The 23,377-nt window shown below is 65.9% G+C and carries 17 protein-coding genes; 7 read left to right on the top strand and 10 right to left on the bottom strand.

Annotated features, from left to right (window positions below):
- Positions 1 to 55 precede the first annotated feature (55 nt).
- Both AC1ME3_RS11790 and AC1ME3_RS11785 read right to left on the bottom strand, forming a co-directional pair.
- A complete protein-coding gene (locus AC1ME3_RS11790) occupies positions 56 to 766 on the bottom strand; it encodes a CoA transferase subunit A (RefSeq protein ID WP_277983031.1) in 711 nt (236 codons plus the stop codon).
- A gap of 211 nt (positions 767 to 977) precedes the next feature.
- Positions 978 to 1,877, bottom strand: a complete 900-nt coding sequence (locus AC1ME3_RS11785) for an SMP-30/gluconolactonase/LRE family protein (RefSeq protein WP_480953304.1) — start codon at positions 1,875 to 1,877, stop codon at positions 978 to 980.
- A 91-nt stretch (positions 1,878 to 1,968) separates the two neighbouring features.
- Between AC1ME3_RS11785 and AC1ME3_RS11780 the strand changes: the two genes are divergently transcribed.
- Entirely contained in the window at positions 1,969 to 3,612 is a 1,644-nt protein-coding gene (locus AC1ME3_RS11780; RefSeq protein WP_480953303.1) for a thiamine pyrophosphate-binding protein, read from the top strand.
- Positions 3,613 to 3,881: 269 nt separating this feature from the next.
- Here the strand turns inward: AC1ME3_RS11780 and alaS are convergent, their stop codons facing one another.
- Positions 3,882 to 6,533 (bottom strand): alanine--tRNA ligase, encoded by a 2,652-nt coding sequence (gene alaS, locus AC1ME3_RS11775; protein WP_480953302.1) that lies wholly within the window; start codon positions 6,531 to 6,533, stop codon positions 3,882 to 3,884.
- A 296-nt stretch (positions 6,534 to 6,829) separates the two neighbouring features.
- On the bottom strand, positions 6,830 to 8,110 hold the full coding sequence (locus AC1ME3_RS11770; RefSeq protein WP_480953301.1) for a M24 family metallopeptidase: 1,281 nt from the start codon (positions 8,108 to 8,110) through the stop codon (positions 6,830 to 6,832).
- Positions 8,111 to 8,181: 71 nt separating this feature from the next.
- Here AC1ME3_RS11770 and AC1ME3_RS11765 point away from each other — a divergent pair, with 71 nt between their 5' ends.
- On the top strand, positions 8,182 to 9,519 hold the full coding sequence (locus AC1ME3_RS11765; RefSeq protein WP_480953300.1) for a dicarboxylate/amino acid:cation symporter: 1,338 nt from the start codon (positions 8,182 to 8,184) through the stop codon (positions 9,517 to 9,519).
- Between the two features lie 230 nt (positions 9,520 to 9,749).
- Here the strand turns inward: AC1ME3_RS11765 and AC1ME3_RS11760 are convergent, their stop codons facing one another.
- The 6 genes from AC1ME3_RS11760 to AC1ME3_RS11735 form a co-directional block, all read right to left on the bottom strand.
- Complete coding sequence (locus AC1ME3_RS11760) at positions 9,750 to 10,373, bottom strand: glutathione S-transferase family protein (RefSeq protein ID WP_480953299.1); 624 nt, start codon at positions 10,371 to 10,373, stop codon at positions 9,750 to 9,752.
- Between the two features lie 17 nt (positions 10,374 to 10,390).
- Entirely contained in the window at positions 10,391 to 11,227 is an 837-nt protein-coding gene (locus AC1ME3_RS11755; RefSeq protein WP_480953298.1) for a class I SAM-dependent methyltransferase, read from the bottom strand.
- 474 nt (positions 11,228 to 11,701) lie between these two features.
- Positions 11,702 to 12,775, bottom strand: a complete 1,074-nt coding sequence (recA, locus tag AC1ME3_RS11750; RefSeq protein WP_056047175.1) for a recombinase RecA — start codon at positions 12,773 to 12,775, stop codon at positions 11,702 to 11,704.
- A gap of 634 nt (positions 12,776 to 13,409) precedes the next feature.
- Positions 13,410 to 14,354, bottom strand: a complete 945-nt coding sequence (locus AC1ME3_RS11745) for a 4-(cytidine 5'-diphospho)-2-C-methyl-D-erythritol kinase (RefSeq protein ID WP_480953297.1) — start codon at positions 14,352 to 14,354, stop codon at positions 13,410 to 13,412.
- Positions 14,355 to 14,686: 332 nt separating this feature from the next.
- Positions 14,687 to 16,072: a tetratricopeptide repeat protein gene (locus AC1ME3_RS11740; protein WP_480953296.1), complete on the bottom strand. Its 1,386-nt coding sequence runs from the start codon at positions 16,070 to 16,072 to the stop codon at positions 14,687 to 14,689.
- Positions 16,073 to 16,100: 28 nt separating this feature from the next.
- The gene (locus tag AC1ME3_RS11735) at positions 16,101 to 17,762 is read right to left on the bottom strand and encodes an electron transfer flavoprotein-ubiquinone oxidoreductase (protein WP_480955821.1); all 1,662 of its coding nucleotides are present in this window, start codon (positions 17,760 to 17,762) and stop codon (positions 16,101 to 16,103) included.
- Positions 17,763 to 17,901: 139 nt separating this feature from the next.
- Between AC1ME3_RS11735 and AC1ME3_RS11730 the strand changes: the two genes are divergently transcribed.
- From AC1ME3_RS11730 to AC1ME3_RS11710, 5 genes are all read left to right on the top strand, one after another.
- The gene (locus AC1ME3_RS11730; RefSeq protein ID WP_480953295.1) at positions 17,902 to 18,684 is read left to right on the top strand and encodes a uracil-DNA glycosylase; all 783 of its coding nucleotides are present in this window, start codon (positions 17,902 to 17,904) and stop codon (positions 18,682 to 18,684) included.
- Positions 18,681 to 20,552, top strand: a complete 1,872-nt coding sequence (locus AC1ME3_RS11725) for a lytic transglycosylase domain-containing protein (protein ID WP_480953294.1) — start codon at positions 18,681 to 18,683, stop codon at positions 20,550 to 20,552. The genes AC1ME3_RS11730 and AC1ME3_RS11725 overlap by 4 nt, the downstream gene beginning before the upstream one ends.
- Positions 20,553 to 20,557: 5 nt before the next feature.
- The gene (moaB, locus tag AC1ME3_RS11720) at positions 20,558 to 21,085 is read left to right on the top strand and encodes a molybdenum cofactor biosynthesis protein B (protein WP_056057366.1); all 528 of its coding nucleotides are present in this window, start codon (positions 20,558 to 20,560) and stop codon (positions 21,083 to 21,085) included.
- A gap of 342 nt (positions 21,086 to 21,427) precedes the next feature.
- Positions 21,428 to 21,676: a hypothetical protein gene (locus AC1ME3_RS11715; protein ID WP_480953293.1), complete on the top strand. Its 249-nt coding sequence runs from the start codon at positions 21,428 to 21,430 to the stop codon at positions 21,674 to 21,676.
- 425 nt (positions 21,677 to 22,101) lie between these two features.
- A complete protein-coding gene (locus AC1ME3_RS11710; protein WP_480953292.1) occupies positions 22,102 to 23,172 on the top strand; it encodes a PA0069 family radical SAM protein in 1,071 nt (356 codons plus the stop codon).
- Positions 23,173 to 23,377: the final 205 nt, after the last annotated feature.

The following is a 23,377-nucleotide window of genomic DNA, read 5'->3' as shown; positions in this document are numbered from 1 at the left end:
CTCCTGCGTGCGCAGGAGAACGGGGAGCGCTTGCGATCCACCATCAGGCCTCGCTTCACGCGGAAACCCGCTCGCGGACGGTGCGGAACTCGATCTGCTTGTCGTACGGCGCGCCGACGATCATCCGCTTCACGTAGATCCCCGGCAGGTGGATCGTGTCCGGGTCGAGGCTGCCGACGGGGACGATCTCCTCGACCTCGGCGACGCAGATCTTCCCCGCAGTCGCCATCGGCTGGTTGAAGTTGCGCGCGGTCTTGCGGAAGATGAGGTTGCCGCTCTCGTCCGCCTTCCAGCCCTTGATGATCGCGAGATCGGCGCGGATGCCGCGTTCGAGGATATATTCCTGGCCGTCGAAGACCTTCGTCTCCTTGCCCTCGGCGACCTGCGTGCCGACGCCGGTCTTGGTGTAGAAGCCTGGGATGCCCGCCCCCCCTGCCCGGCAGCGTTCGGCGAGCGTGCCCTGCGGGCAGAACTCGACCTCGAGTTCGCCGCTGAGATATTGCCGCTCGAATTCCTTGTTCTCGCCGACATAGGACGAGATCATCTTCTTCACCTGGCGCGAGCGGAGCAGTTTGCCCAAGCCCTGCCCGTCGATCCCGGCATTGTTGCTGGCGATCGTCAGGTCCTTCACCCCGGACGCCTCGATCGCGTCGATCAGCCGCTCGGGGATGCCGCACAGCCCGAACCCGCCCGCGCAGATCGTCATGCCGTCGAACAGCACGCCTTCGAGTGCCGTTGCCGCATCGGTGTAGCGCTTGTTCGCCATGCATCCTCCTAAGGTCTTTCGCCTCGCATAAGGTGCTGGCGGTCGGTCGGCAACGTAGCGCGGATCGACTTTTCGCGATCCTCCCCCGCCAGGGGGAGGTGGCTGGCGCTTGCCAGACGGAGGGGGAGGAAAGGAAAACTTTTGTTTCGTGTCCTCCCCCTCCGTCACCTTCGGTGCCACCTCCCCCTGGCGGGGGAGGATTGAGCCGTTCTCAATACGCCAGCTTCAACCCCGGCCGCTGCCACCGGGCCTTCACCAGCCGCCCGCTGCCCGAGCAGGTGATGTACGCGTCCATGCCGTCCGCGCCGCCCCAGCAGATGTTGGTCGTGAACACGTCGTCGGTCGCGACGAACTCGACCAGTTCCCCCGCCGGCGAGATCACGCTGATCCCGCATTCGCCGATCGTCGCGACGCAGATATTGCCACACGCCTCGACTCCGAGCGAATCGAAGAACTTGTAGCCGGCGGGGCGGTACAGCGGCGTGCCCGACGCGCTGGCGACCTTGCCGGGGGCGACGATGTCGAACGCCATCAGGCGGCAGGTGAACGTCTCCGCCGCGTAGAGCCGCGTGCCGTCCGGCGAGAGGCCGATGCCGTTGGGGTTTTCACTTGGGAAGATCACTTCTTCCAGATGGCTGCCGTCGGCCTTCGCGTAGAAGATACCGGTGATGTCGCGGGCGCGGTCGCGCGATTTGCCGTGGTCGGTGAACCAGAAGCCGCCGTGCGAATTGAAGACGATGTCGTTGGGGCCGCGCAGCGAGCAGCCGAAATCGCCGTCCTTGTAGAGGATCTCGACCGCGCCGGTGGCGATGTCGATCCGCTCGATCCGGCCGCCCGAATAGTCGTCCGGCTGACCGTGAGGGGTGAGGAAGCCGTTCGCCTCGCGCCACGCGAAGCCGCCATTGTTGCAGCAATAGAGCTTGCCGTCGGGGCCAATCGCGAGGCCGTTGGGGCCGCCCCCGGGCTTAGCAACCGTCGTTTTCGTACCGTCAGAGGCGATGCGCGTGATGCGGCCCGCCTCGATCTCCACAAGGATGACGCTGCCGTCGGGCATCGCGACGGGGCCCTCGGGGAAGCGCAAGCCACTGGCGACGGTGGTGAATTCGGTCATGATCCTCTCCGGGCGAGTCGGGTTGGTCCCGGCTTCGGCGCAAGCGTAACCGTTTCTCGACTTCGGGGGCAACGGAAGGCAGGATGCGCCAATGATTACACCACGCACCGGCGGCCGTATCCTGGTCGACCAACTCGTCGCACAGGGCTGCGACCGGATTTTCACCGTGCCGGGGGAGAGCTTCCTCGCCGTGCTCGACGCTCTGCACGACACGCCGGCGATCGACCTCGTCGTGTGTCGGCAGGAGGGCGGCGTCGGGTTCATGGCGTGCGCGGACGGGACGCTGACGCACCGGCCGGGGGTGGCGTTCGTGACCCGCGGGCCGGGCGCGACCAATGCGTCGATCGGCGTGCACGTGGCGATGCAGGACTCGCAGCCGATGATTCTGTTCGTCGGCGATATCGACCGCGGCACACGTGACCGGGAGGCATTCCAGGAGATCGACTTCCAGGCGATGTTCGCCCCCATCGTGAAATGGACGGCGCGGATCGACGATGCGCGGCGGATCCCGGAATATGTCGCGCGCGCCTATGCGACCGCGATGTCGGGGCGGCCGGGACCGGTGGTGCTGGCGTTGCCCGAGGACATGCTGCTGGACGTGGTCGACGCGGTCGATCGGCCGCGGGTAGAGCGGGTGGCGCAGGGCTGCGACGTAGATACGATGGACTTGCTCGCCGACCTTTTGACAACGGCGGAGCGGCCGTTAGCGATCGTTGGCGGGGCGGGCTGGGATGTAGCGGCGTCGGGGGCGTTCTCGACCTGGGCGGATCGCAACGGCATTCCGGTGGCGGCTGCGTTTCGGCGGCAGGACGCAATTCCGAACGACTGCCCGGTTTGGGCGGGGAACCTTGGATATGGGCCCAACCCGAAGTTGGTCGAGAGGGTGAAGGCGGCCGACTTACTGCTCGTAGTCGGGCCGCGGCTCGGGGAGGCAACGACTGACGGCTATGCGCTGATCACGCCGGATCATCCGGGGCAGCGGCTGATCCACGTCCATCCCGATCCCGACGAGTTGCACCGGGCTTACCGCGCGGATGTCGCGGTATGTGCGGGGATGGAAGAGTTTGCCGAGGCTCTGCTGGCGGTCGACTTGCCGCCGCGAACTGCTGGGCAGGAGGCGCATGCGGAGTGGCTTGCGTGGTCGACGCCGGCGCCGCGGGATCTGGTGATGGACCTCGGGCCGTGCGTGACGGCGATGCGCGAGCAACTGCCGGCGGATGCGATCATCTGCAACGGCGCGGGGAATTACTCGGGGTGGTGGCATCGGTACTGGGCCTACGCTGGTCCGGGGACGCAACTAGCGCCAACCGCCGGCGCGATGGGGTACGGCGTCCCGGCCGCCGTCGCGGCATCCTTACGGCATCCAGAGCGGACCGTCGTCGCCCTGGCAGGCGACGGCTGCTTCCTGATGAACGGGCAGGAGTTGGCAACCGCGGTCGCACACGGCGCGGACATTCTGGTGATCGTCGTGGATAATAGCGGCTACGGCACGATCCGCATGCACCAGGAGCGCGAGTATCCGGGGCGGGTGTCTGGGACCGGGTTGCGGAACCCGGACTTTGCTGCGCTCGGGCGGGCTTATGGGTGTTGGGCGGAGACTGTTTCCCGGACGGAGGATTTTGCGGGGGCGCTGGATCGGGCGATGTCTCGATCTGGGGTGCGGTTGTTGCATTTGGTGACGGATATCGAGGCGATTACCGCTGGGACGACGCTGGCGAAGGTGCGCGGGGGCTGAGCTCGTTTTTCTGACACCGTCAACCCGAAGGTAGAACCACCTCCGGCGGAGGCCGGGGCCCAATTGGGGGACGGTGATAACGACAGACAACGCTCCGTTATTGCCACCTTTCCAATTGGGCCCCGGCCTTCGCCGGGGTGGTGGTTATATCACTGCGCCATCTGCCGTTCCCCCGCGCAGGCGGGGGTGCAGGAGCCAAGGTCGCTGACGGTACTTAGCTGGGCCCCCGCGTCCGCGGGGGAACACTTGAGTGCAAGGTGCGCCGAGTTTCAGGCGCCTGCCGCTTCCAGCTTAGCCCGCACCGCTCCTACCGCTTCCGCAGCCTTGTCGCCATCGGGACCACCGCCCTGCGCCATGTCGGGACGGCCGCCACCGCCCTGTCCGCCCAGCGTCGAGACCGCGATCTTGAGCAGGTCGACCGCGTTGTGGCTCGCCACTAGGTCCGCCGACACGCCAACTGCGACCGAAGCGCGGCCGTCGTTGATCGCGACCAGCATCGCGATGCCGGAGCCGAGGCGTTGCTTGGCTTCGTCGACTGCGCCGCGCAGGCCCTTGGCTTCGAAGTCGTTGAGCACTTGCCCGATGAACGCGACGCCGCCGACCTGTTCGGGGCCAGCCGCTTCGCCCGAGCCACCGCCGCCGAGCGCGAGCGCCTTCTTCGCGTCGGCGAGTTCGCGTTCGAGGCGGCGGCGGTCTTCGAGCAGCGACGCGACGCGCGCGGGAACCTCGTCCGGGGTCGACTTCAGCACTGCCGCAGCCTCCCGCAGGCGGTCGTCGCGGCTGGTCAGGTACGCGCGGGCCGCTTCGCCGGTGAGGGCTTCGACACGGCGGATGCCGCTGGAGACCGCGCCTTCGCCGACTACCTTGAACAGGCCGATGTCGCCGAGCGCGTTGACGTGCGTGCCGCCGCACAGCTCGATCGAGTAGGTGCCGTCCTCGGTCGACCCCATCGACACGACGCGGACTTCGTCGCCGTATTTCTCGCCGAACAGCGCCATCGCGCCCATAGCGATCGCGTCGTCGGGGGTCATCAGCAGCGTCGTCACCGCGCCGTTGCCGCGGACCTGCGCATTCACGTCGGCCTCGACCTGCGCGATGTCGGCAGGGGTCATCGCGACCGGCTGCGAGAAGTCGAACCGCAGGCGGTCGGGGGCGACGAGGCTCCCCTTCTGCGCGACGTGCGTGCCGAGGCGCCCGCGGAGGGCCTCGTGCAGGAGGTGAGTCGCGGAGTGGTTGGCGCGGATCTGGGCGCGGCGGGCGACGTCGATCTGGAGCTTGACCGAGTCGCCGACCTTGATCTCGCCGGCGTCGACGATTGCGTGGTGGACGAACACGCGGCCGAGCTGCTTCGAGGTCTCGGTGACGTTCGCGCGCAGGCCGGAGTCGTTGAAGATGTGGCCGGCGTCGCCGACCTGGCCACCGCTCTCGCCGTAGAAGGGCGTCTGGTTGACGACGATCGCGACCGTATCGCCGGTGGTGGCGTGGTCGACGCGCGCGCCATCCTTGACCAAGGCGACGACCTCGCCCTCGCCGGTGTCGGACGCGTAGCCCAAAAATTCGGTGCCGCCGGTCTGCTCGACGATGTCGAACCAGATGTCGTCCGAGGCCTTCGCGCCCGAGCCTTTCCAGGCGGCGCGGGCAGCGCGCTTCTGCTCGGCCATCGCGGTGTCGAAGCCTTCGCGGTCGACCGCGATGTTGCGTTCGCGCAGCGCGTCCTCGGTCAGGTCGTACGGGAAGCCGTAGGTGTCGTAGAGCTTGAACGCGACGTCGCCCGCCAGCGTGCCGTCGGTCATCCCGGTGGTCGCCTCGTCGAGCAGCTTCAGCCCCTTGTCCAGCGTCTGGCGGAAACGCGTCTCCTCCTGCTGCAACGTCGCTTCGATCAGCGGACGGGCGCGCGACAGTTCGGGGTACGCGGCGCCCATCTCGGTGACGAGCGCGGGGACCAGCCGGTGCATCAACGGCTGCTTGGCGCCGAGGATGTGGGCGTGGCGCATCGCGCGGCGCATGATCCGGCGCAGGACGTAGCCGCGGCCCTCGCTCGCGGGCAGCACGCCGTCCGCGATCAGGAAGCCCGCGGTGCGCAGGTGATCGGCGATCACGCGGTGGCTGGCGGTGTTGGCGCCGTCGGTCGCGGTATGCGTCAGCGCGCCCGAGGCGGCGATCAGCGCCTTGAACGTGTCGGTGTCGTAATTGTCGGTTACGCCCTGCATGACCGCGGCGATGCGCTCGAGCCCCATGCCGGTGTCGATCGAGGGCTTGGGCAGGTTGCCGACGATCTCGGCATTCTCCTGCTCGTATTGCATGAACACGAGGTTCCAGATCTCGACGAAGCGATCGCCGTCCTCGTCGGGGCTGCCGGGAGGGCCGCCGAAGATGTGGTCGCCGTGGTCGTAGAAGATTTCCGAGCACGGCCCACACGGCCCGTTGTCGCCCATCGACCAGAAATTGTCCTTGGTCGGGATGCGGATGATGCGGTGATCGGGGAGGCCGGCGATCTTCTTCCAGAGGTCGAACGCCTCGTCGTCGGTGTGGTAGACGGTGGCGGTCAATTTGTCGGGTGACAGGCCCCATTCGCGCGTGAGCAACGTCCAGGCATGGACGATCGCCTGTTCCTTGAAATAATCGCCGAACGAGAAATTGCCGAGCATTTCGAAGAAGGTGTGGTGGCGCGCGGTGTAGCCGACATTGTCGAGATCATTGTGCTTGCCGCCAGCGCGGACGCATTTCTGCGACGAGGTCGCGGTGGTGTAAGGGCGCGATTCGAGGCCGGTGAAGACGTTCTTGAACGGCACCATCCCGGCGTTGACGAACATCAGCGTCGGGTCGTTCTGCGGCACGAGCGGCGCGCTAGGCACGATCTGGTGCCCCTGCGATCCGAAATAGTCGAGGAAGCCGCGGCGGATGTCGTTCGTCGATGTCATGCGCGGGGACTTAGGCGAGCGGGGCGGTTCGCTCAAGTCGGGTGTGGAGGTGTGGTCGAGACATATCCCGTTGAACCGAGGCAGCATGTTTCCCCGCGAAGGCGGGGACCCAGACTGGGCTCCCGCCTTCGCGGGAGAACAACGGAGTGCTGCAATTCGGCAAGAGCAACACCACCCCGGCGAAGGCCGGGGCCCAGTTGGGGAACGTGGCTAACGAAGGACTGCGCTCGATTATTGCCACCTTTCCAACTGGGCCCCGGACTTCGCCGGGGTGGTGGCGCTATCGTTAAGGTCCCTTACCCCAAAGGTGCATCCAGCGACTTAGGCGGCTCGCTGAACCATTTCGGGCCCGCATCGGTCATGTGAAAGCAATCCTCGATCCGCACGCCGTACCTCCCGGGAATGTAGATGCCCGGCTCGTCGGAAAAGCACATCCCCGCTGACAGCTTCGTCGTCTCGCCGCGGACGAGGTTGACGGGCTCGTGGCCATCCATGCCGATGCCGTGGCCGGTGCGATGCGACAGGCCGGGGAGCTTGTACCCCGGCCCGTAGCCGAGCGTTTCGTAATGCCGACGGACCGCGTCGTCGACGCTGCCGGCGAGTGCGCCGAGCTTGGCGGCGGCGAACGCGATCTGCTGGCCTCGGGCGACCTGGTCCCACGTCTTGCGCTGGTCGGCGGTTGCGGTGCCGTGGACCCAGGTGCGAGAGATGTCGGACTGATAGCCCTGCACGGTGCACCCGCAGTCCATCAGCACGACCTGGCCGTTAGCGACGCGGTGGATCTCGCGGCTGCCGTGCGGATAGGCGGACGCCTCGCCGATCAGTGCGAGCGCGAACTCGGGCGCGCCGCCCAGTTTCTTGGTCGCGGCATTCATCAACGCGCCGATCTCGGGGCCGGTCATGCCCTTCTCGACGCGCGGCTTCGTCCAGCGATACGCGGCGAGCGTGACCTCGGTGGCGGCCTGCATCAGCGCGATCTCAGCGGGGGTCTTGATCATCCGGCAGGCGCGGACGACCGGGTCGGCGGAGACAATGCTCGCATCGGGCAGCACGCGCTCGAGCCCAGCATACGCAAAATACCGAACTTCCGCCTCCAGCCCGATCGGCCGCGCGGCTAGCTTCCGATCGCGCAGGAAACCCGCGACGACGGCAAGCGGGTTCTCGTCCTCCTGCCACACGCGCACCTCGGCGGGGACGGCGAGCGTCTCGCGTACCGACGGTTCCTCGAAGAACGGCGTGACGATGCACGGTTCGCCCTCGACCGGCAGGATCGCCAGCGTCAGCCGCTCGCTCGTGTGCCAGCGGACGCCGGTGAAGTAGATCATCGACGATCCCGGCTCGATCAGGACCGCGCCGATGCCCGCCGCCTTCATCAGCGATTGCGCGCTGGCCAGCCGCGCGGCGCGTTCGGTGGCGTCGATCGGCCTGGTCGCGCCGGTGATGTCGGACAGCGCCGACAGGTCCGGCTCGGCGGCGCGGAGGATCGCGGTGGTCGACAGCAATGGTGCTGCGATTGCAAGGCTCAGCATGTCGCGGCGCGAGGGGCTGAAGGCGGGTTTGTGGCGTGCGGTCGACATCGCCGGACGATAGGGTCCTTGACCCGGGCGCAGCAATCCCCTTCCCTGTTTGCACTTCTCGGGAGCGATTAATGGCCAAGCGGCTAACCTACTACATCTTGTTCGGCCTCGTCGCGGGGATGGTCGTCGGCTGGATCCTGAACGCGTCGATCGACAACGGCACGGCCGAGTCCGCCGAACGGCTGAAGGACATCGCCGGCTATTTCTCAATCGTGACGACGCTGTTCCTGCGGCTGATCAAGATGATCATCGCGCCTTTGGTCTTCTCCACGCTAGTCGTCGGGATCGCGCATATGGGCGATACCGGCGCCCTCGGGCGGGTCGGATTGCGCAGCCTTGGCTGGTTCATCTGCGCTAGCCTTTTGTCGCTCACCCTGGGCCTGATCCTCGTCAACGTGTTGCAGCCGGGCGTCGGCCTCGCGCTCGCGATCCCACCCGCGACCGCGTCGAGCGGCGTCGACCGCGCGGCGTTCGATCTCGCCAAGTTCATCACGCACATAGTCCCCGACTCGATGATCGCGGCGATGGCGGGCAACGAGATCCTCCAGATCGTCGTGTTCTCGGTGTTCGTCGGCGTCGCGATCACCGCGGTCGGCGAGAAGGCCGCGCCGCTGGTCAAGGCGATCGAAGCGCTGGTCGCGGTGATGCTCCAGATCACCAACTATGTGATGCGGTTCGCACCGTTCGCGGTGTTTGCGGCTGTGACCGCGACGCTTGCCGAGCGGGGCCCGGCCATCCTCGGCCAGCTCGGCTATTTCATGCTAAGCTTCTACATCGGCTTGGCGCTCTTGTGGGCTGTGCTGATCGGGATCGCGTTCTTGCTGATCGGGCCGCGGACGCGGTTGCTGGTGCGGTATATCCGCGATCCGTTGATCCTGGCGTTCTCGGCGGCGTCGTCGGAGGCGGCATATCCGCGCACGCTGGAGGCGCTAGATCGGTTCGGCGTGCCGCCGCGGATCGCGAGCTTCGTGCTGCCGCTGGGCTATTCGTTCAATCTCGACGGGTCGATGATGTACATGACGTTCGCGTCGCTGTTCATCGCGCAGGCGTATGGCATCGACATGCCGATCGGGCAGCAGATCGCGATGCTGCTGGTGCTGATGGTGACGTCGAAGGGCATCGCGGGGGTCCCTCGCGCATCGCTGGTCGTAATCGCCGGGACGCTTTCGATGTTCAAGATCCCGGAGGCGGGGATCCTGTTGATCCTGGCGGTGGATCATTTCCTCGACATGGGGCGGTCGGCGACGAACGTGATCGGGAATGCGGTGGCGGCGACCGTGGTGGCGAAATGGGAGGGCGGGCTTGATGAGCGGGAGCCGGCCGATCGGGACTTTCCGCATGCGCCTACCGGGCATGGGCCGAAGGTGGATATGGACAGCTACGAGAAGATAGGGCCGGGGCAGGTGTAAGATTCGACGGCGATGTTGAACTCATGACCTCTGAAGGGTGTCCTTTTACGCTGGCGCACCACTGAAGAAGTACCTCCCCGGCGAAGGCCGGGGTCCAGTTGGGAGACGCCGGTGATCACCGTAGCGCCCCGTTATTTCGACCTTTCCAACTGGGCCACGGCCTTCGCCGGGGTGGGAGTTTGGCGAGAGATCGTCTTTTTGGCCCCCATCTGGTTCCCGACTTGCGCTACTCAAGCGTAGGCGTAGGGGCCGCCCTTCTTGAGGCCGGCCTGATATGCTGGCCGCGCGTGGACCTTGGCTAACCACGCGATCGTCGCGGGGCGGGACTCGTCGAGACCGCCGCGGCTGCGGGCGGCTTCGAGGGGGAAGCTCATCATGATGTCGGCAGCGGTCATCTCGGCGCCGGCGAACCAGGGGCGCTGCGACAGTTCGGATTCGACGTAATCAAGGTGAACGTCGATCATCGGCTGAATCTTTTTGGTCGCCGCTTTGCCCAGTAACGGGATGCGCGCGAGGACGAGCTTCAGGAGCAGCGGCGGCATCATTGAGCCTTCCGCGTAGTGGAGCCAGAAGCGGTAGCGTAGCGCATCGGCGCGGTTGGCGGGGGCGCCGAGTTTGCCGTCCGCCTTGTCGACGAGATATTCGACGATCGCGCCGGTTTCGGCGACCACTTGCCCATCATCCTCGATCACCGGCGACTTGCCGAGCGGGTAGACCTGCTTGAGTTCGGGCGGCGCGAGCATCGTTGCCTTGTTCCGCTCGTAGCGCTTGATTTCGTAGGGGAGGCCGAGTTCCTCGAGCATCCAAAGGATCCGCTGCGATCGCGAGTTTTCGAGGTGGTGGACGATGATCATGCGGACTCCCCTGTTTTTTATTCGGACGATTTGCGCGCGGTCCAGATCCAGGCGGCGGCGGGGAATTCCACCGTGTCGCCGTGTCGGTACCGGTCGCAGACCTGGGTGAGACGCGCGATGTGGCGCTCGCGTTCCTCGGGGGCGGCGTCGCGGATGGCGGAGGCTGCCGGGCCGATGCGGCGGAAATAGTCGACGGCGTCGGCTGCGGGGTCGGCGCCCTCCCCTGCCCGGTAGGCGAATTCGACACGCTCGGGTGCCGCGACGTGCCAGCCGGATTTTCCGAGGATGCTCGCGACGTAGGTAGGGTCGGCGAAGGCGAAGGGGCCAGGTGCGGTGGTTGCTGGCGCGTCCGCATTGCCGCCGGTCGCGGTGATGATTTCGGTGGCCCAGCGGTTGGCGGCGCGGTCGGCGAAACAGGAGAAGACTAGCGACGCGTCTGGGGCGGCGGCTTCGGCCAATGCCGTGAAGGCGAAGACGGGATCGGCGAAGAACATCACGCCGTGGCGGGAGACGTAGAGGTCGATTGGGGCGTGGTTCGGGGCGGCGGCGGTGATGTCCGCGCACTCGAAGCGGGCGTTGGATGCGGTTTTGGCGCGGTGTTTGGCGATCTCGATCAGGTTTGGTGAGAGATCTATGCCGGTTATCTGCGCGTTCGGGAGTGCTTGTGCGGTGGCGAGTGAGGTTGCCCCGGCGCCGCAACCTATGTCGATGATCTTGCGGGTTTGGGGGGTGGCGGCGGACAGGATCGCGGCGTTCAGATGCGGGGTCAGGTTGGTGAAGCTGCGGTCGGTTCGGTGCCATTCTGTGGCCCAAACGTTGCCTATTCTGCCGGTCCAGTCGTAGGCGGTGGTCATGGGCTGGGGTGCTTTTTCGGTTGCGGTCGGGGCGGCGGTTTGGAGTGAAGTATAGGAAGTGTAGACGCTGGAGCGGGCTTGGTGTTGCGGGATTTCGAGGTTTTCGCGAGCCTGGCGCGCTGCTTTTCCTTGTTTCCCCGCGAAGGCGGGAAACCAGACTGGGCTCCCGCCTTCGCGGGAGAACAAGAGTGGGTCGGCTCGTTCAAGAATGTGGGGTCATTGCCGCTAAAGAGCTTGGTTTAGCACAGAGTTTCATTTGCAGGGTCATGCCAACTGGGCCCCGGCCTTCGCCGGGGTGGTGTTGGGAGGTGGGCTGGCGCGGTGTCAGTTCACCATGTGTTCGAACTATCGGTCGTGCGCATCTTCGGCCTCATGAGCCATGAGCCATGAGCCATGGGCCAAGCACCATGCCCTCACCCTCCCATTGCGAAGGCAATGGGTACCCCCTCTCCCCGGAGGGAGAGGGTAAGAAAATCAGGCGTCGTCGCCTTCTTCGGGGCCGGCCATCATTTCCTCGGCGACCTTGTCGGTGCGCGCGCGGATCTGCTTTTCGAGGCGGTCGGCGGTTTCAGGGTTGTCCTTGAGGAACGTCTTCGAGTTCTCGCGGCCCTGACCGAGGCGGACGCTGTCGTAGCTGAACCACGCGCCGGACTTCTCGACGAGGCCCGCCTTTACGCCGAGATCGAGGATCTCGCCGAGCTTGGAGACGCCCTGCCCGTACATGATGTCGAACTCGACCTGCTTGAACGGGGGGGCAACCTTGTTCTTGACGACCTTCACGCGGGTCTGGTTGCCCGTCACCTCTTCGCCGGCCTTGATCGCGCCGATGCGGCGGATGTCGAGGCGGACCGAGGCGTAGAACTTCAGAGCGTTGCCGCCGGTCGTCGTCTCGGGATTGCCGTACATGACGCCGATCTTCATGCGGAGCTGGTTGATGAAGATCACCATGCAGCGCGAGCGGCTGATCGAACCGGTGAGCTTGCGCAAAGACTGCGACATCAGGCGGGCCTGAAGGCCGACATGGCTGTCGCCCATCTCGCCTTCGATTTCGGCACGCGGCACGAGTGCTGCGACCGAGTCGACCACGAGCACGTCGATCGCGTTCGAGCGGACGAGCGTGTCGACGATCTCGAGCGCCTGCTCGCCGGTGTCGGGCTGCGAGACGATCAGTTCGTCGATGTTGACGCCGAGCTTCTTGGCATAGACCGGGTCGAGCGCGTGCTCGGCATCGACGAACGCCGCGGTGCCGCCGCCCTTCTGCGCTTCGGCGATCACGTGGAGCGCGAGCGTGGTCTTGCCCGAGCTTTCCGGACCGTAGATCTCGATCACGCGGCCGCGCGGCAGGCCGCCGACGCCGAGCGCGATGTCGAGCCCGAGCGAGCCGGTCGAGATGACCTCGACCTGCATGGTTTCCTTGGAGCCCAGGCGCATTGCCGAGCCCTTGCCGAAGGCGCGGTCGATCTGCGCGAGCGCGGCGTCTAGCGCCTTCTGCCGGTCGTTGGTTGCGGTTGCCATGCCGGTGTCGATCACTTTCAGATTAGCGGCCATCGAATATGCTCCCATCGCTAAAGCAAGCGCGCGTGCCATTCAACGCGTCAAACACCATGTATTCTCTTTGTTCTTTTGGAACAAGTGGGGAACGATGGGTTTGTTGCGGGAAATTTGCGGCGGTGGCGTCGTGCAGAGCCCGTCGGCCGCGGGGACGGCATCATTCTGGCATCTACCGAGTCCGCATGTTCGAAGCTTCAGGCCCACGGGATCGTGAGTTCGTTGAGTGCAGGCGTTGGAAGACGTTCTGTGCGGACACGAGTCGGGCAAGTGCACCTCCCCGGCGGAGGCCGGGGTCCAGGTGGAGAGGTTAGCGTGACAACGTGCGTCTGTCGTCAGGAGCGTTTCCCAACTGGGCCCCGGCCTTCGCCGGGGAGGTGCTTTTGTTGTGGGAGATAATGCCGAACACGTTCGGGATGACCGACGAGGGACGGGATCGGCGGTGTGGGCGTTTAGGTCGAGATCGGTTCGGGTTGTTTGGACGCGGGGTTTGGACAGCCAACGGATCGGAAGTCTGAAGGTGTCCGGGACCGGCGGTTTCGTTTGCGGCTCTCGATCCTGACTTTCGTCAGGATGACGGGCGGTGGCGGCGCGGTGACACCCCGCCTCAAAGGTGCCAACGCCTATCGACCGATCAGGCGAGCGTTGTCGCGAGGGTCCACCAGCCTTTGGCTTGCGCGGCGGTGGCGGCGGTGTCTCTGGCTTCGGGGGTTTCGAACAGCGCGAAGCAGGTGGCGCCGGAGCCGGACATTCTGGACAGGAGGACGCGTTGGGCTGCGTCGAGGAGCGTGCGGACTTCGGCGATTTCGGGGGCGAGGGCCAGTGCGGGGGGTTCTAGGTCGTTGCGGCCGGCTTTTGCGCGGTCGAGGAGATTGCCTTCGGGGATCGGGCCTCGGTCGTGGCCGTCCCAGGTCTTGAAGACGGCGGCGGTGGAGACCGCGACACCTGGGTTTACGAGCAGGAGGGGGGTGCCGGACAGGCCTTCCAGGGTGGTGAGAGTGTCGCCTTTGCCGGTGCCGAGTGTGGTGCGGTTGGCTAGGCAGGCGGGGACGTCTGCGCCGAGCTTTGCGGCGATTTCGTGGAGGCGGGGGTCGGTTGGGGCTATGCCGTGGAGGCGGGCCAGCGCGCGGAGGGTGGCGGCGGCGTCGGCTGAGCCTCCGCCTATGCCCGAGGCGATGGGGAGGTGCTTTTCCAGGGTTATGGCGTGGTGGGTTTCTGGGGCAAAGGCGGTGGTGAAGGCGTCTGCCGCGGCGGTTACCAGGTTGCCATGCCAGGGGGCGTTGCCTGGAGTGGTGCTGGACGAGCGGGGTTCCTCGTCATTGTTCGCCCCCAATTGGGCCCCGGCCTTCGCCGGGGTAGTGTTCGGGGTCGGGGTAACGCTCTGGACGGGGAGTAGTGCTGCGGCGAAGGGGCCGGTTATGGTGAAGCTGTTGGTTTGGGCGGGTTCTACCGTGATCAGGTCGCCGTCGGTGGCGAAGGCGAAGAGCGTTTCGAGGTCGTGGTAGCCGTCGGGGCGGCGGCGGCGGACGTGGAGGGCCAGGTTGATCTTGGCGGGGGCGGGTTCGGTGATGGCGGGCATTGTCGGTCTCGGGGTTTGGCGGCGAAGGGGTCCAGCGCGGCTTAGCGTAATACGCGTGATGTCTGCGGGTTTAAGCGCGTCATCCTGACGAAAGTCAGGATCCAGGGTAACGATTGGTGTCGTCCTTGGCTCTGGATCCTGACTTTCGTCAGGATGACGGGAGGGGATGCCGCACACCTCGCCAGTTGCGGGCGTTGTCACGATCACTTCCGCGGCTCGTCCGCCACTCAGAATTCGTTGTGATCTCGCGAAGCGGCCCCTTTGCCGTCAACTCGCCTTGCCCTCCCCGCGGCTGCGGGTCCCTTCCCTCTTCCGGTGGGAGAGGAGGGGTTTCAGCGGCGGGCTTTCGGCGGGAGGCCGTTGGCGATCTTGGCGGTTATGCGCGCCGTGTCTGCGGGTTCGGCGGTCAGCAAGGCGGCGCGCCAGGCGTAGCGCGCTTCGTAGTTTCGACCGGTGCTCCAATAGGCGTCGCCGAGGTGGTCAGCGATTTCGGCGTTGGTGGGTTCGGCCTGCGCGGCGGTTTCGAGCAGGGGGAGCGCTCGGGCGGTGTTGCCGGCGAGGTGATAGGCCCAGCCAAGCGAGTCGGTGATTGACGCGTTGGTCGGGTCGATCCGGCTGGCACGTTCGAGCAGCTTGATCGAGGCGGGGATGTCGTCGCCGTGCTCGACCTGCGCGAAACCGAGATAGTTGAGTGCGAGCGGTTGCGCGGGGCCGCGGGCGACGGCCTTTTCCAGTGCATCGCGCGCTTCGGGCCAGCGGCCGGCCTGGTCGAGCGCGCCGCCATATTGCAGCCAGTTGCCCCAGCTGCCGCCCTTCGCGCCGTCGGCGGCCATGATGCGCTGGTACCAGGTCGCGGCCTCGGCGGGGTTGCCGGTGGTCAGCAGGAGGTCGGCGTAGCGTTGCCAGTCGGCGGGCGCCGAACCCTTTTGGTCGACGCGGTTCTTGGCGGCGGCGAGCGCTTCGCCATTGCGGTCGGCGGTGGCGAGGATGTCGATGCGTTCGGCGGCGGCGGCCGGGGCGGAGGGGCTCTTGGCGTCGACGCCGTCGAGCACGACGAGCGCGCGGTCGACCAGCTTGTTGCGGGCGAGCGCGTCGGCGAGGAGGACGCGCGCTGCGTCGTAACTCGGGTCGGCGCGCAGGGCGGCTTGGGTGAGCGCGATCGACAGCGGCGAGGGTTCGCCTGCGCTGAGGTCGCTGGCGAGGCGGGCGAGTAGGCGCGAGACGCCGATCGACAGCGGTTGCCTGCGCGGTTCCGCGGCGATCAGCGCACGCGTTTCGGTGGCGAAGCGGTTGGCGACGGGGTCCTTCGCAGCGGTGGCGAGCGAGGGTTCGGGATCGCGGCCCTCAGCATGCGCGACCCACGCGTAGAGCGAGGGCGCGAGGACTACTAGCGGACCACTCGACAACGTGGCGATCGCAGTGCTGGCTGCCTTCGGATCGTTGCGGCGTGCGGCATCGGCCAGCGGGATCAGCGCGGCGTCGGCGGGGGCTACGCCGGCCTTGTTCAGCACCGCGACGGCGCGGGTGGCGAGCGGCATGTCACCCGCCTCCAACGCCTCGCGATAGGCGCGGATCGCGACGACAGGATCGTCGGGCGATGCTGCCAGCACCTTGGCATAGCTGGCGGCGGCCAGACCCGTCTCGCCGGCAGCATCGGCGGCACGGGCCTTCAGATAGGCGGAAAGGTCCGCCGGCGCCGCCGTGGCGGGTGCCGCCACGGCGAGACTTAGTGCGAGGAACAGACGCTTACATGTTGGGATAATTGGGGCCTCCGCCGCCCTCGGGTACGACCCAGTTGATGTTCTGGGTGGGGTCCTTGATATCGCAGGTCTTGCAGTGGACGCAGTTCTGCGCGTTGATGACGAACTTCGGATCGGCGGTGTCCTCGCCGACGACTTCGTAAACGCCGGCCGGGCAATAGCGTTGCGCGGGCTCGTCATACATCGGCAGGTTGTATTCGATCGGCACGCTCGCATCCTTGAGCGTCAGGTGGACCGGCTGGTCCTCCTCGTGGTTGGTGTTCGAGACGAAGACGGAGGAGAGGCGGTCGAAGGTGAGGACGCCGTCGGGCTTCGGATACACGATCGGCTTGACCAGATCCTTGCGCCACAGGCTCTCGTTGTCGGGGTGGTGGTGCATCGTGAAGGGCATCTTGATCCCCAGATGCTCCGCCCACATTGTGATGCCGGCGAGGCCCGAACCAACGAGGTCACCGAACTTCTTGACCAGCGGCACGACGTTGCGGACGACCGACAACTCCTTCTTCACCCACGATTTCTCGAACGCCTCGGGATAGGCGGCGAGTTCGTCATGGCCGCGCTGCGAGACGATCGCCTCGACCGCGGCCTCGGCGGCCATCATGCCCGACTTCATCGCGGTATGCGTGCCCTTGATCCGCGGCACGTTGAGGAAACCGGCACTGTCGCCGATCAGCGCCGCGCCCGGCATCACGAGCTTGGGGATCGACTGGAGCCCGCCGTCGCTGATCGCGCGCGCGCCGTAGCTGACTCGCTTGGCGCCCTTCAGCAGCGCGGCGATCTCGGGATGCGTCTTCCAGCGCTGCATCTCGCTGAACGGCGAGAGATACGGGTTGGTGTAATTCAGCCACGTGACGAAGCCGATCGAGACCTGGCCGTTCGCCTGGTGATAAATCCAGCCGCCGCCGTTCGAGCCGTCGGTCTCGGACAGCGGCCAGCCCTGCGTATGGATGACGCGGCCGGGGACGTGGAGTTCGGGATCGATGTCCCACAATTCCTTGATGCCGAGCCCGTAGACCTGCGGATCGCTGTCCTTGTCGAGCGCGAATGTGCGGATCAGTTCCTTCGTCAGGTGCCCGCGGCACCCTTCCGAGAAGAAGGTATACTTCGCGTGGAGTTCGAGGCCGGGGGTGTAGTCGCCCTTGTGCGTGCCATCGCGCGCGACGCCCATGTCGCCGGTCGCGACGCCCTTCACCGAGCCGTCCTCGTTGAACAGGATTTCTGCTGCTGCGAACCCCGGGAAGATCTCGACGCCGAGTTCCTCCGCCTTGCCCGCGAGCCAACGGCAGAGGTTGCCGAGCGAGCCGGTGTACGTGCCCTTGTTGTGCATGAACGAGGGCGTGACGAAGTGCGGCATCTCGCTCTTCTTCGTCTTGGTCAGGATCCAGTGATGGTTCTCGGTCACCGGCACTTCGGCAAGCGGGCAGCCGTCCTCGCGCCAGTTCGGCAATAGCTCGTCGAGGCTTTTCGGGTCGATGACCGCGCCCGACAGGATATGCGCGCCGACCTCGGAGCCCTTTTCGAGCACGCAGACGCTGATCTCGGCGTCCTTCTCGGCGGCCAGCTGTTTCAGGCGGATCGCTGCCGAGAGACCGGCCGGGCCAGCGCCGACGATCACCACGTCGTACGGCATCGATTCACGTGTCGTCATCATCGTCTCCCGGGGGATGTCCCCTCTTGCCTCAGCATTGCGCCCCACCCTTCGTTCGGGCTCGGGCGGGCACCGTCTTGTCCAATATGGCGATTGCGCGAGTTGACCGCCACGTCAACCGTGCAGCATAGGTTACCCTGTGGGGGCGGACCAAACCATCGACTGGCGAAATACAGCGGCGAGTGCGCTCGACTGGTGGCACGAGGCTGGCGTCGACACGCTGGTCGACGACGTCCCGCGCGACTGGTTTGCGGCACCCGAACCGCTAGTCGTACCCGCCGCAGTGCCTGGTGCGCCGGTCTTGGCACCCTCCGCGATGCCACATTTGCTGGCCGATTTCCTGGCCTGGCGGAGCAGCGCGGAGGTTCCCGAGGCGGACTGGAGCGGGGTTTCGCTCGCTGCCGTAGGTCCGGCTGACGCTACGGTCATGGTGCTTGTCGATTGCCCGGACCGGGACGACGGCGATGCAGGCGCCTTGCTGAGTGGCGCATCGGGACGGTTACTCGACAAGATGCTCGGTGCGATCGGGCTGACGCGCGACGAAGTGCATCTCGCGGCGGTCTGCGCGAAGCGGCCGATGGCGGGACGTATCCAGAACGATGTCCAGGTACGGCTGTCGGAAATCGCCAAGCATCACATCGTGTTGGTCGCGCCCAAGCGGTTGCTGCTGCTGGGCAATGCGGCGAGCCGTGCGATCCTCGGGATGGAATTACAGGCGGCGCGCGGGCGTTTACACGACTTTAACCATAAGACCGGAGAAACGGGGTCCGGTTCGGCGTCTGGCGAAGCATCCAGCGAGACCGGCGTGGTCGCGAGCTTTCACCCGCGGTTTCTGATCGAGAAGCCCGCGGCCAAGGCCGAGGCCTGGAAGGATTTGCAGATGCTGATGCGCGGACTGACGTCGCAAGAGGGTGTGAGATGATTCGGACTCTGGCTATCGTTCTGGGGCTCAGCGCCCTCCCCTTTCCAGCACTCGCGGCGACCGTTGCCGGTGAGCCCGCTGGTGACGCGCGGCTCGGCACGACGCAGTTGATCGGCGCACCGACGATCGAACAGATCCCCGACCAGCTCGATGCAGGCCAGCGCGAAGCCTACAGGACCGTGTTCGCGGCAATCCGCGACGGCAAGTGGACCGACGCGCAGATCGGGCTCGACACGATGAAGCCAGGCCCGCTGCATGCGATCGCGCGCGCCGAGATGTACACGGCGAAGGGCTCGCCCCGCGTCGAGATGGAGCCGCTGGTCGCGCTGCTCAACGAAGCGCCCGAACTGCCCGAAGCCGCGCAGATCTCGCGCCTTGCGACGACCCGCGGCGCGGTCGACCTGCCGCCCCTGCCCGCGGCTCAGCGGCTTATCTGGCAGGACGGCGCGCCGCGTCGGGTCCGCGCCAAGAGCCTGCAGGGCGACATGATCGCGGCCGATCTGGCGCTGAAGATGCAGCCTTATGTGAAGGCGGACATGGGCCGAGAGGCGCAGTCGTTGCTGGAAAGCACGCCGGGGCTCACCCCCGAGGCGCTGACCGAATGGCAGCAGAAGATCGCGTGGATCTATTTCCTCCAAGGCGATGATGTGAACGCGCGCGTGATGGCGGCGAAGGCACAGGACGGCGTCGGCGACTGGGCCGTCCAGGGCCGCTGGGTCGGCGCATTGTCGGCGTGGCGGCAGAATGACTGCGCGAATGCCGAGACCGGGTTCGAGGGTGTCGCGGCACGCGCCGGCGACGTCGATCTGCGCGCGGCGGCTTTGTACTGGGCGTCGCGCGCGGACATGGTGTGCTCGCGCCCCGACAAGATCGAAGCTCGGCTGAAGGCGGCGGCGCAGTTCGGCGAGAGCTTCTACGGCCAGCTCGCGCGCCAGCAGCTCGCGATGAAGGACAAGGGCACGTCGGTCGGCGGGCTCGTGGCCAGCGACTGGAAGGTCGTCGGCAAGCGTCCGAACGTCCGTGTCGCAGCGGCACTGGTCGAGGTCGGCGAGACCGATCTGGCCGATACCGTCATCCGCCAGCAGGCGAAGATCGGCGATCCGCGCGAGTTCGCCAACCTGGTCCGGGTGGCGGAAGCGCTGAGCCTGCCCGCGACGACCGTCTGGCTCGCACACAACTGCCCGCAGGGGGTCACGTCGACCGCCGAGGCGCGCTATCCGACGCCGAACTGGACGCCGGACAGCGGCTGGCACATCGACAAGGCGCTGGTCTACGCGCACACGCTCGAGGAATCGCGGTTCCGCAACACGATCAAGAGCCCCGCCGGCGCGTATGGCCTGATGCAGATCATGCCCGCCGCCGCGACCGATTTCGCACGCGAGCGCGGCACCTCGATCGACGTGAAAGCGCTGACCAAGCCCAGCACCAACATGGATGTCGGCCAGCGCCATCTCGAGCGGTTGCGCGACATGGCGGGCGTCACCGGCGGGCTGCTGCCCAAGGTTATCGCGGCGTATAACGCAGGTCCGCGCCCGGTCGGCGACTGGAACGCGATCGTTCGCGATAACGGCGATCCGCTGATGTATATCGAGAGCATCCCGTATTGGGAGACGCGCGGCTACGTCACCACCGTGCTGCGCAACTACTGGATGTACGAGGCGCAGGGCGGCAAGAAGGCATCGACCAGCCGCAATGCACTGGCGCAAGGCATGTGGCCCCGCTTCCCCGGCCTGCCGGGTGCGACTGCGGTGCGGATGGCGGCTAAGCCGTACACGCAATATCGTGCCAGCACGGCACCCTTGAATGCCACCGTCGCGGTCAATGCGAGCATCGGACCGCAATCCACCACTGTCACACGCGCGGACTGAGCGTCATGCCGATCGACGAAAGCCGGACGTTCCTGCCGGTTCGGATTGCCGTGCTGACGGTGTCGGATACGCGTGGCCTTGCCGAGGATCGCTCGGGCGATACGCTGGTCGCGCGGCTGACCGAGGCGGGGCATGTTCTCGCCGATCGCCGGATCGAGAAGGACGACGTCGAGACGATCGTGTCGCGCCTGCACGCGTGGATCGGCGACCCCGAGGTCGACTGCATCATTACGACAGGCGGCACCGGCGTGACCGGGCGCGACGTGACCCCGGAAGCGGTCGAACAGGTCGCGGAGAAGATGATCCCCGGGTTCGGCGAGCTCTTCCGGATGCTGAGCTACCAGACGATCGGCACGTCGACGGTCCAGTCGCGCGCATGCGCCTGCGTGTCGCACGGCACCTACATATTCGCGCTACCCGGCTCGACCGGCGCGGTGAAGGACGGCTGGGACGGCATCCTTCGCGACCAGCTCGACAGCCGCCACCGCCCCTGCAACTTCGTCGAACTGATGCCGCGGCTGCTGGAGCGCTGAAGCTTGTCCGGCGGTCGCGCGGTTACCTTGCCTTCTTTCGTGTCCTAGATTCTTTTCGCGCCGAAGACCCCGCGGGCGTCTTCTTTCGCCCCGTCGCAGGGACGAACGCAACATTAGCAACTAGCCCACGTCAGTCCGCGCCAAATTGCCGCGCTAATCACCAGATTGTGGTGCGATTTGCAGCGCGAGAGTTTTAAACATGGTCTCTCTGCCTAACTAAAAATCCCCGGATTTGAGTATGTTCTCCGACGTGTGACACTGTATTAGATAACTGGCACGGCAGATGCATTGGTAGCGAGGTCCCCTAACCGGGCGCCTCATACCAACCAAAAGGACGCTGCCATGACCCCGATCTTCCTTAAGAGCCTCATCGCCGTCGCTGTCCTCGCGACCAGTGCACCCATCCTCGCTGCGCCTTCCGGTTCCGTGCAGAAGACGGTACTCAAGTACGATGCCAAGACGCAGCGATATTGCGTGAAAGAGCCTGCCATAACTGGTTCGCGGATCAGTCAGATGACCTGCAAAACGGCCGCACAATGGTCCGCTGCGGGGCTAAACATGCCAAAGACAGTCATTCTGGCGCAAAAATGACCCCGCTCGGTTCGGTCGGGCGATATTAGTATCGTTCCGACCGCACCGCGGTGCCCTACGCTAGCGCGGACCCGCCCCGCGCCGCGTGAATCAGGTCGACAAGCTGCTTATTGATTGACGCGCCATGAAGGTGAAGGTGGACCGCATCATACCCCTCACGTCGTAACCGTTGGCGCAAGGCGTTGACCGACTCGCATTCGCCCGAGCGCGCCAGTTCGAAAGCGCGTTCCACCGTGGTAATCTGTTCCGTCATCGTCTCGCCCTACGCGGTATCGCGACATGCTGCGAGCACTCATTGCCCTACTCCATCACGTCACGAAAAGTCTTTAAACTCAATTAGATGTAGATCAATAAGAACGAACCGCGCATTTGTTAGATGTGTTTTCGTTCTTGATATGTTCACTTTGCTCCCATATGATTACGCGATGAAACAGGCCCGTCCGGTTCGTGGTGCGACGCTCAACGGCGAAAGCCGGCGGTTCAACCTGCCGCAAACCGAAGCCGACGGCGACTGGCTCGACATGCGTGAGGGGATCGACGGGATCGCGCCGAAACTGCGCACGACGGTGACGGTCGAGACACCGCGGACGATCATCAGCCGCAATGCCTCGCCCGACGTGCCGTTCGACCGATCGATCAATCCGTATCGGGGCTGCGAGCACGGCTGCATCTATTGCTTCGCGCGACCGAGCCATGCGTTCCACGATTTGTCGCCGGGGCTGGACTTCGAGAGCAAGCTCTTTGCGAAACCCTCCGCGGCGACGTTGCTCCGAGCGGAACTGTCGAAGCCGGGCTATGCCGTTGCGCCGATGGCGCTGGGGACGAACACCGATCCCTACCAGCCGATCGAGACCGACTGGCGGATTACGCGCGGCATCATCGAGGTGTTGGCGGAGACGGATCATCCGCTGACGATCACTACCAAGTCCGACCGCGTGGTGCGCGATATCGACTTGCTCGCGCCGATGGCGGCGAAGGGGCTGGCGGCGGTGGCGATGTCGATCACCTCGCTCGATCCGAAGGTGGCCTCGACCGTCGAACCGCGGGCGCCGCATCCCGAGCGACGGCTGGCGGCGGTGCGCAAGCTCGCGGCCGCAGGCGTGCCGGTCTACGTTTCGATCGCGCCGGTCATCCCGGCAATTACTGACCATGAGATCGAACATTTGATCGCGCGGGCGGCGGAGGCTGGGGCGACGCGGGCGTTCTTCATCCCGGTCAGGCTGCCGCATGAGGTGGCACCGCTGTTCCGCGCGTGGCTCGACGAGCATTTCCCGGATCGCGCAGGGAAGGTGATGGCGACGATCGCGTCGCTGCGCGGGGGCAAGGACAATGATCCGAACTTCTTCACGCGGATGCAGGGGCAAGGGCCTTGGGCGGACCTGCTGGGAACGCGGTTCCGGATTGCGTGCGCTAAGCACGGGTTGAACCGGGAGCGGGTGGCTTTGCGGAGCGACCTGTTCCGGGCGCCGCGGGGGCCTCAGGGGGAGTTGTTCTGACGGGAGCGTGGTGGCTCCAAGCTCGGCTAAAGACCTGTAGCAACCTGCCGGTTAGAGGACTGTCCAACCTGTTCCCCCCTCCCTGGAAGGGAGGGGTTGGGGGTCGGTCAGCTTCCGCGCGTCCGAACCGTCATGGCTCAATTGCGCCAATCCACCCCCGGCCCCTCCCTTTCAGGGAGGGGGGAAGTCTTGGCGCTCGCCCGGT

It is taken from the genome of Sphingomonas sp. BL2 (assembly GCF_056680015.1).
Note: the sequence above shows the minus strand (reverse complement) of the source record. Positions and strands in the feature narration are given on the sequence as shown.

Coding starts and splice junctions, on each gene's coding strand:
- AC1ME3_RS11760 (WP_480953299.1), bottom strand. CDS start 10,373: ATGATCATCGTCCACCACCTCGAAAACTCGCGATCGCAGCGGATCCTT.
- AC1ME3_RS11780 (WP_480953303.1), top strand. CDS start 1,969: ATGATTACACCACGCACCGGCGGCCGTATCCTGGTCGACCAACTCGTC.
- AC1ME3_RS11715 (WP_480953293.1), top strand. CDS start 21,428: ATGACCCCGATCTTCCTTAAGAGCCTCATCGCCGTCGCTGTCCTCGCG.
- AC1ME3_RS11710 (WP_480953292.1), top strand. CDS start 22,102: ATGAAACAGGCCCGTCCGGTTCGTGGTGCGACGCTCAACGGCGAAAGC.
- AC1ME3_RS11770 (WP_480953301.1), bottom strand. CDS start 8,110: ATGTCGACCGCACGCCACAAACCCGCCTTCAGCCCCTCGCGCCGCGAC.
- alaS (WP_480953302.1), bottom strand. CDS start 6,533: ATGACATCGACGAACGACATCCGCCGCGGCTTCCTCGACTATTTCGGA.
- AC1ME3_RS11725 (WP_480953294.1), top strand. CDS start 18,681: ATGATTCGGACTCTGGCTATCGTTCTGGGGCTCAGCGCCCTCCCCTTT.
- AC1ME3_RS11745 (WP_480953297.1), bottom strand. CDS start 14,354: ATGCCCGCCATCACCGAACCCGCCCCCGCCAAGATCAACCTGGCCCTC.
- AC1ME3_RS11765 (WP_480953300.1), top strand. CDS start 8,182: ATGGCCAAGCGGCTAACCTACTACATCTTGTTCGGCCTCGTCGCGGGG.
- AC1ME3_RS11785 (WP_480953304.1), bottom strand. CDS start 1,877: ATGACCGAATTCACCACCGTCGCCAGTGGCTTGCGCTTCCCCGAGGGC.
- AC1ME3_RS11755 (WP_480953298.1), bottom strand. CDS start 11,227: ATGACCACCGCCTACGACTGGACCGGCAGAATAGGCAACGTTTGGGCC.
- AC1ME3_RS11790 (WP_277983031.1), bottom strand. CDS start 766: ATGGCGAACAAGCGCTACACCGATGCGGCAACGGCACTCGAAGGCGTG.
- AC1ME3_RS11735 (WP_480955821.1), bottom strand. CDS start 17,762: ATGACGACACGTGAATCGATGCCGTACGACGTGGTGATCGTCGGCGCT.
- moaB (WP_056057366.1), top strand. CDS start 20,558: ATGCCGATCGACGAAAGCCGGACGTTCCTGCCGGTTCGGATTGCCGTG.
- recA (WP_056047175.1), bottom strand. CDS start 12,775: ATGGCCGCTAATCTGAAAGTGATCGACACCGGCATGGCAACCGCAACC.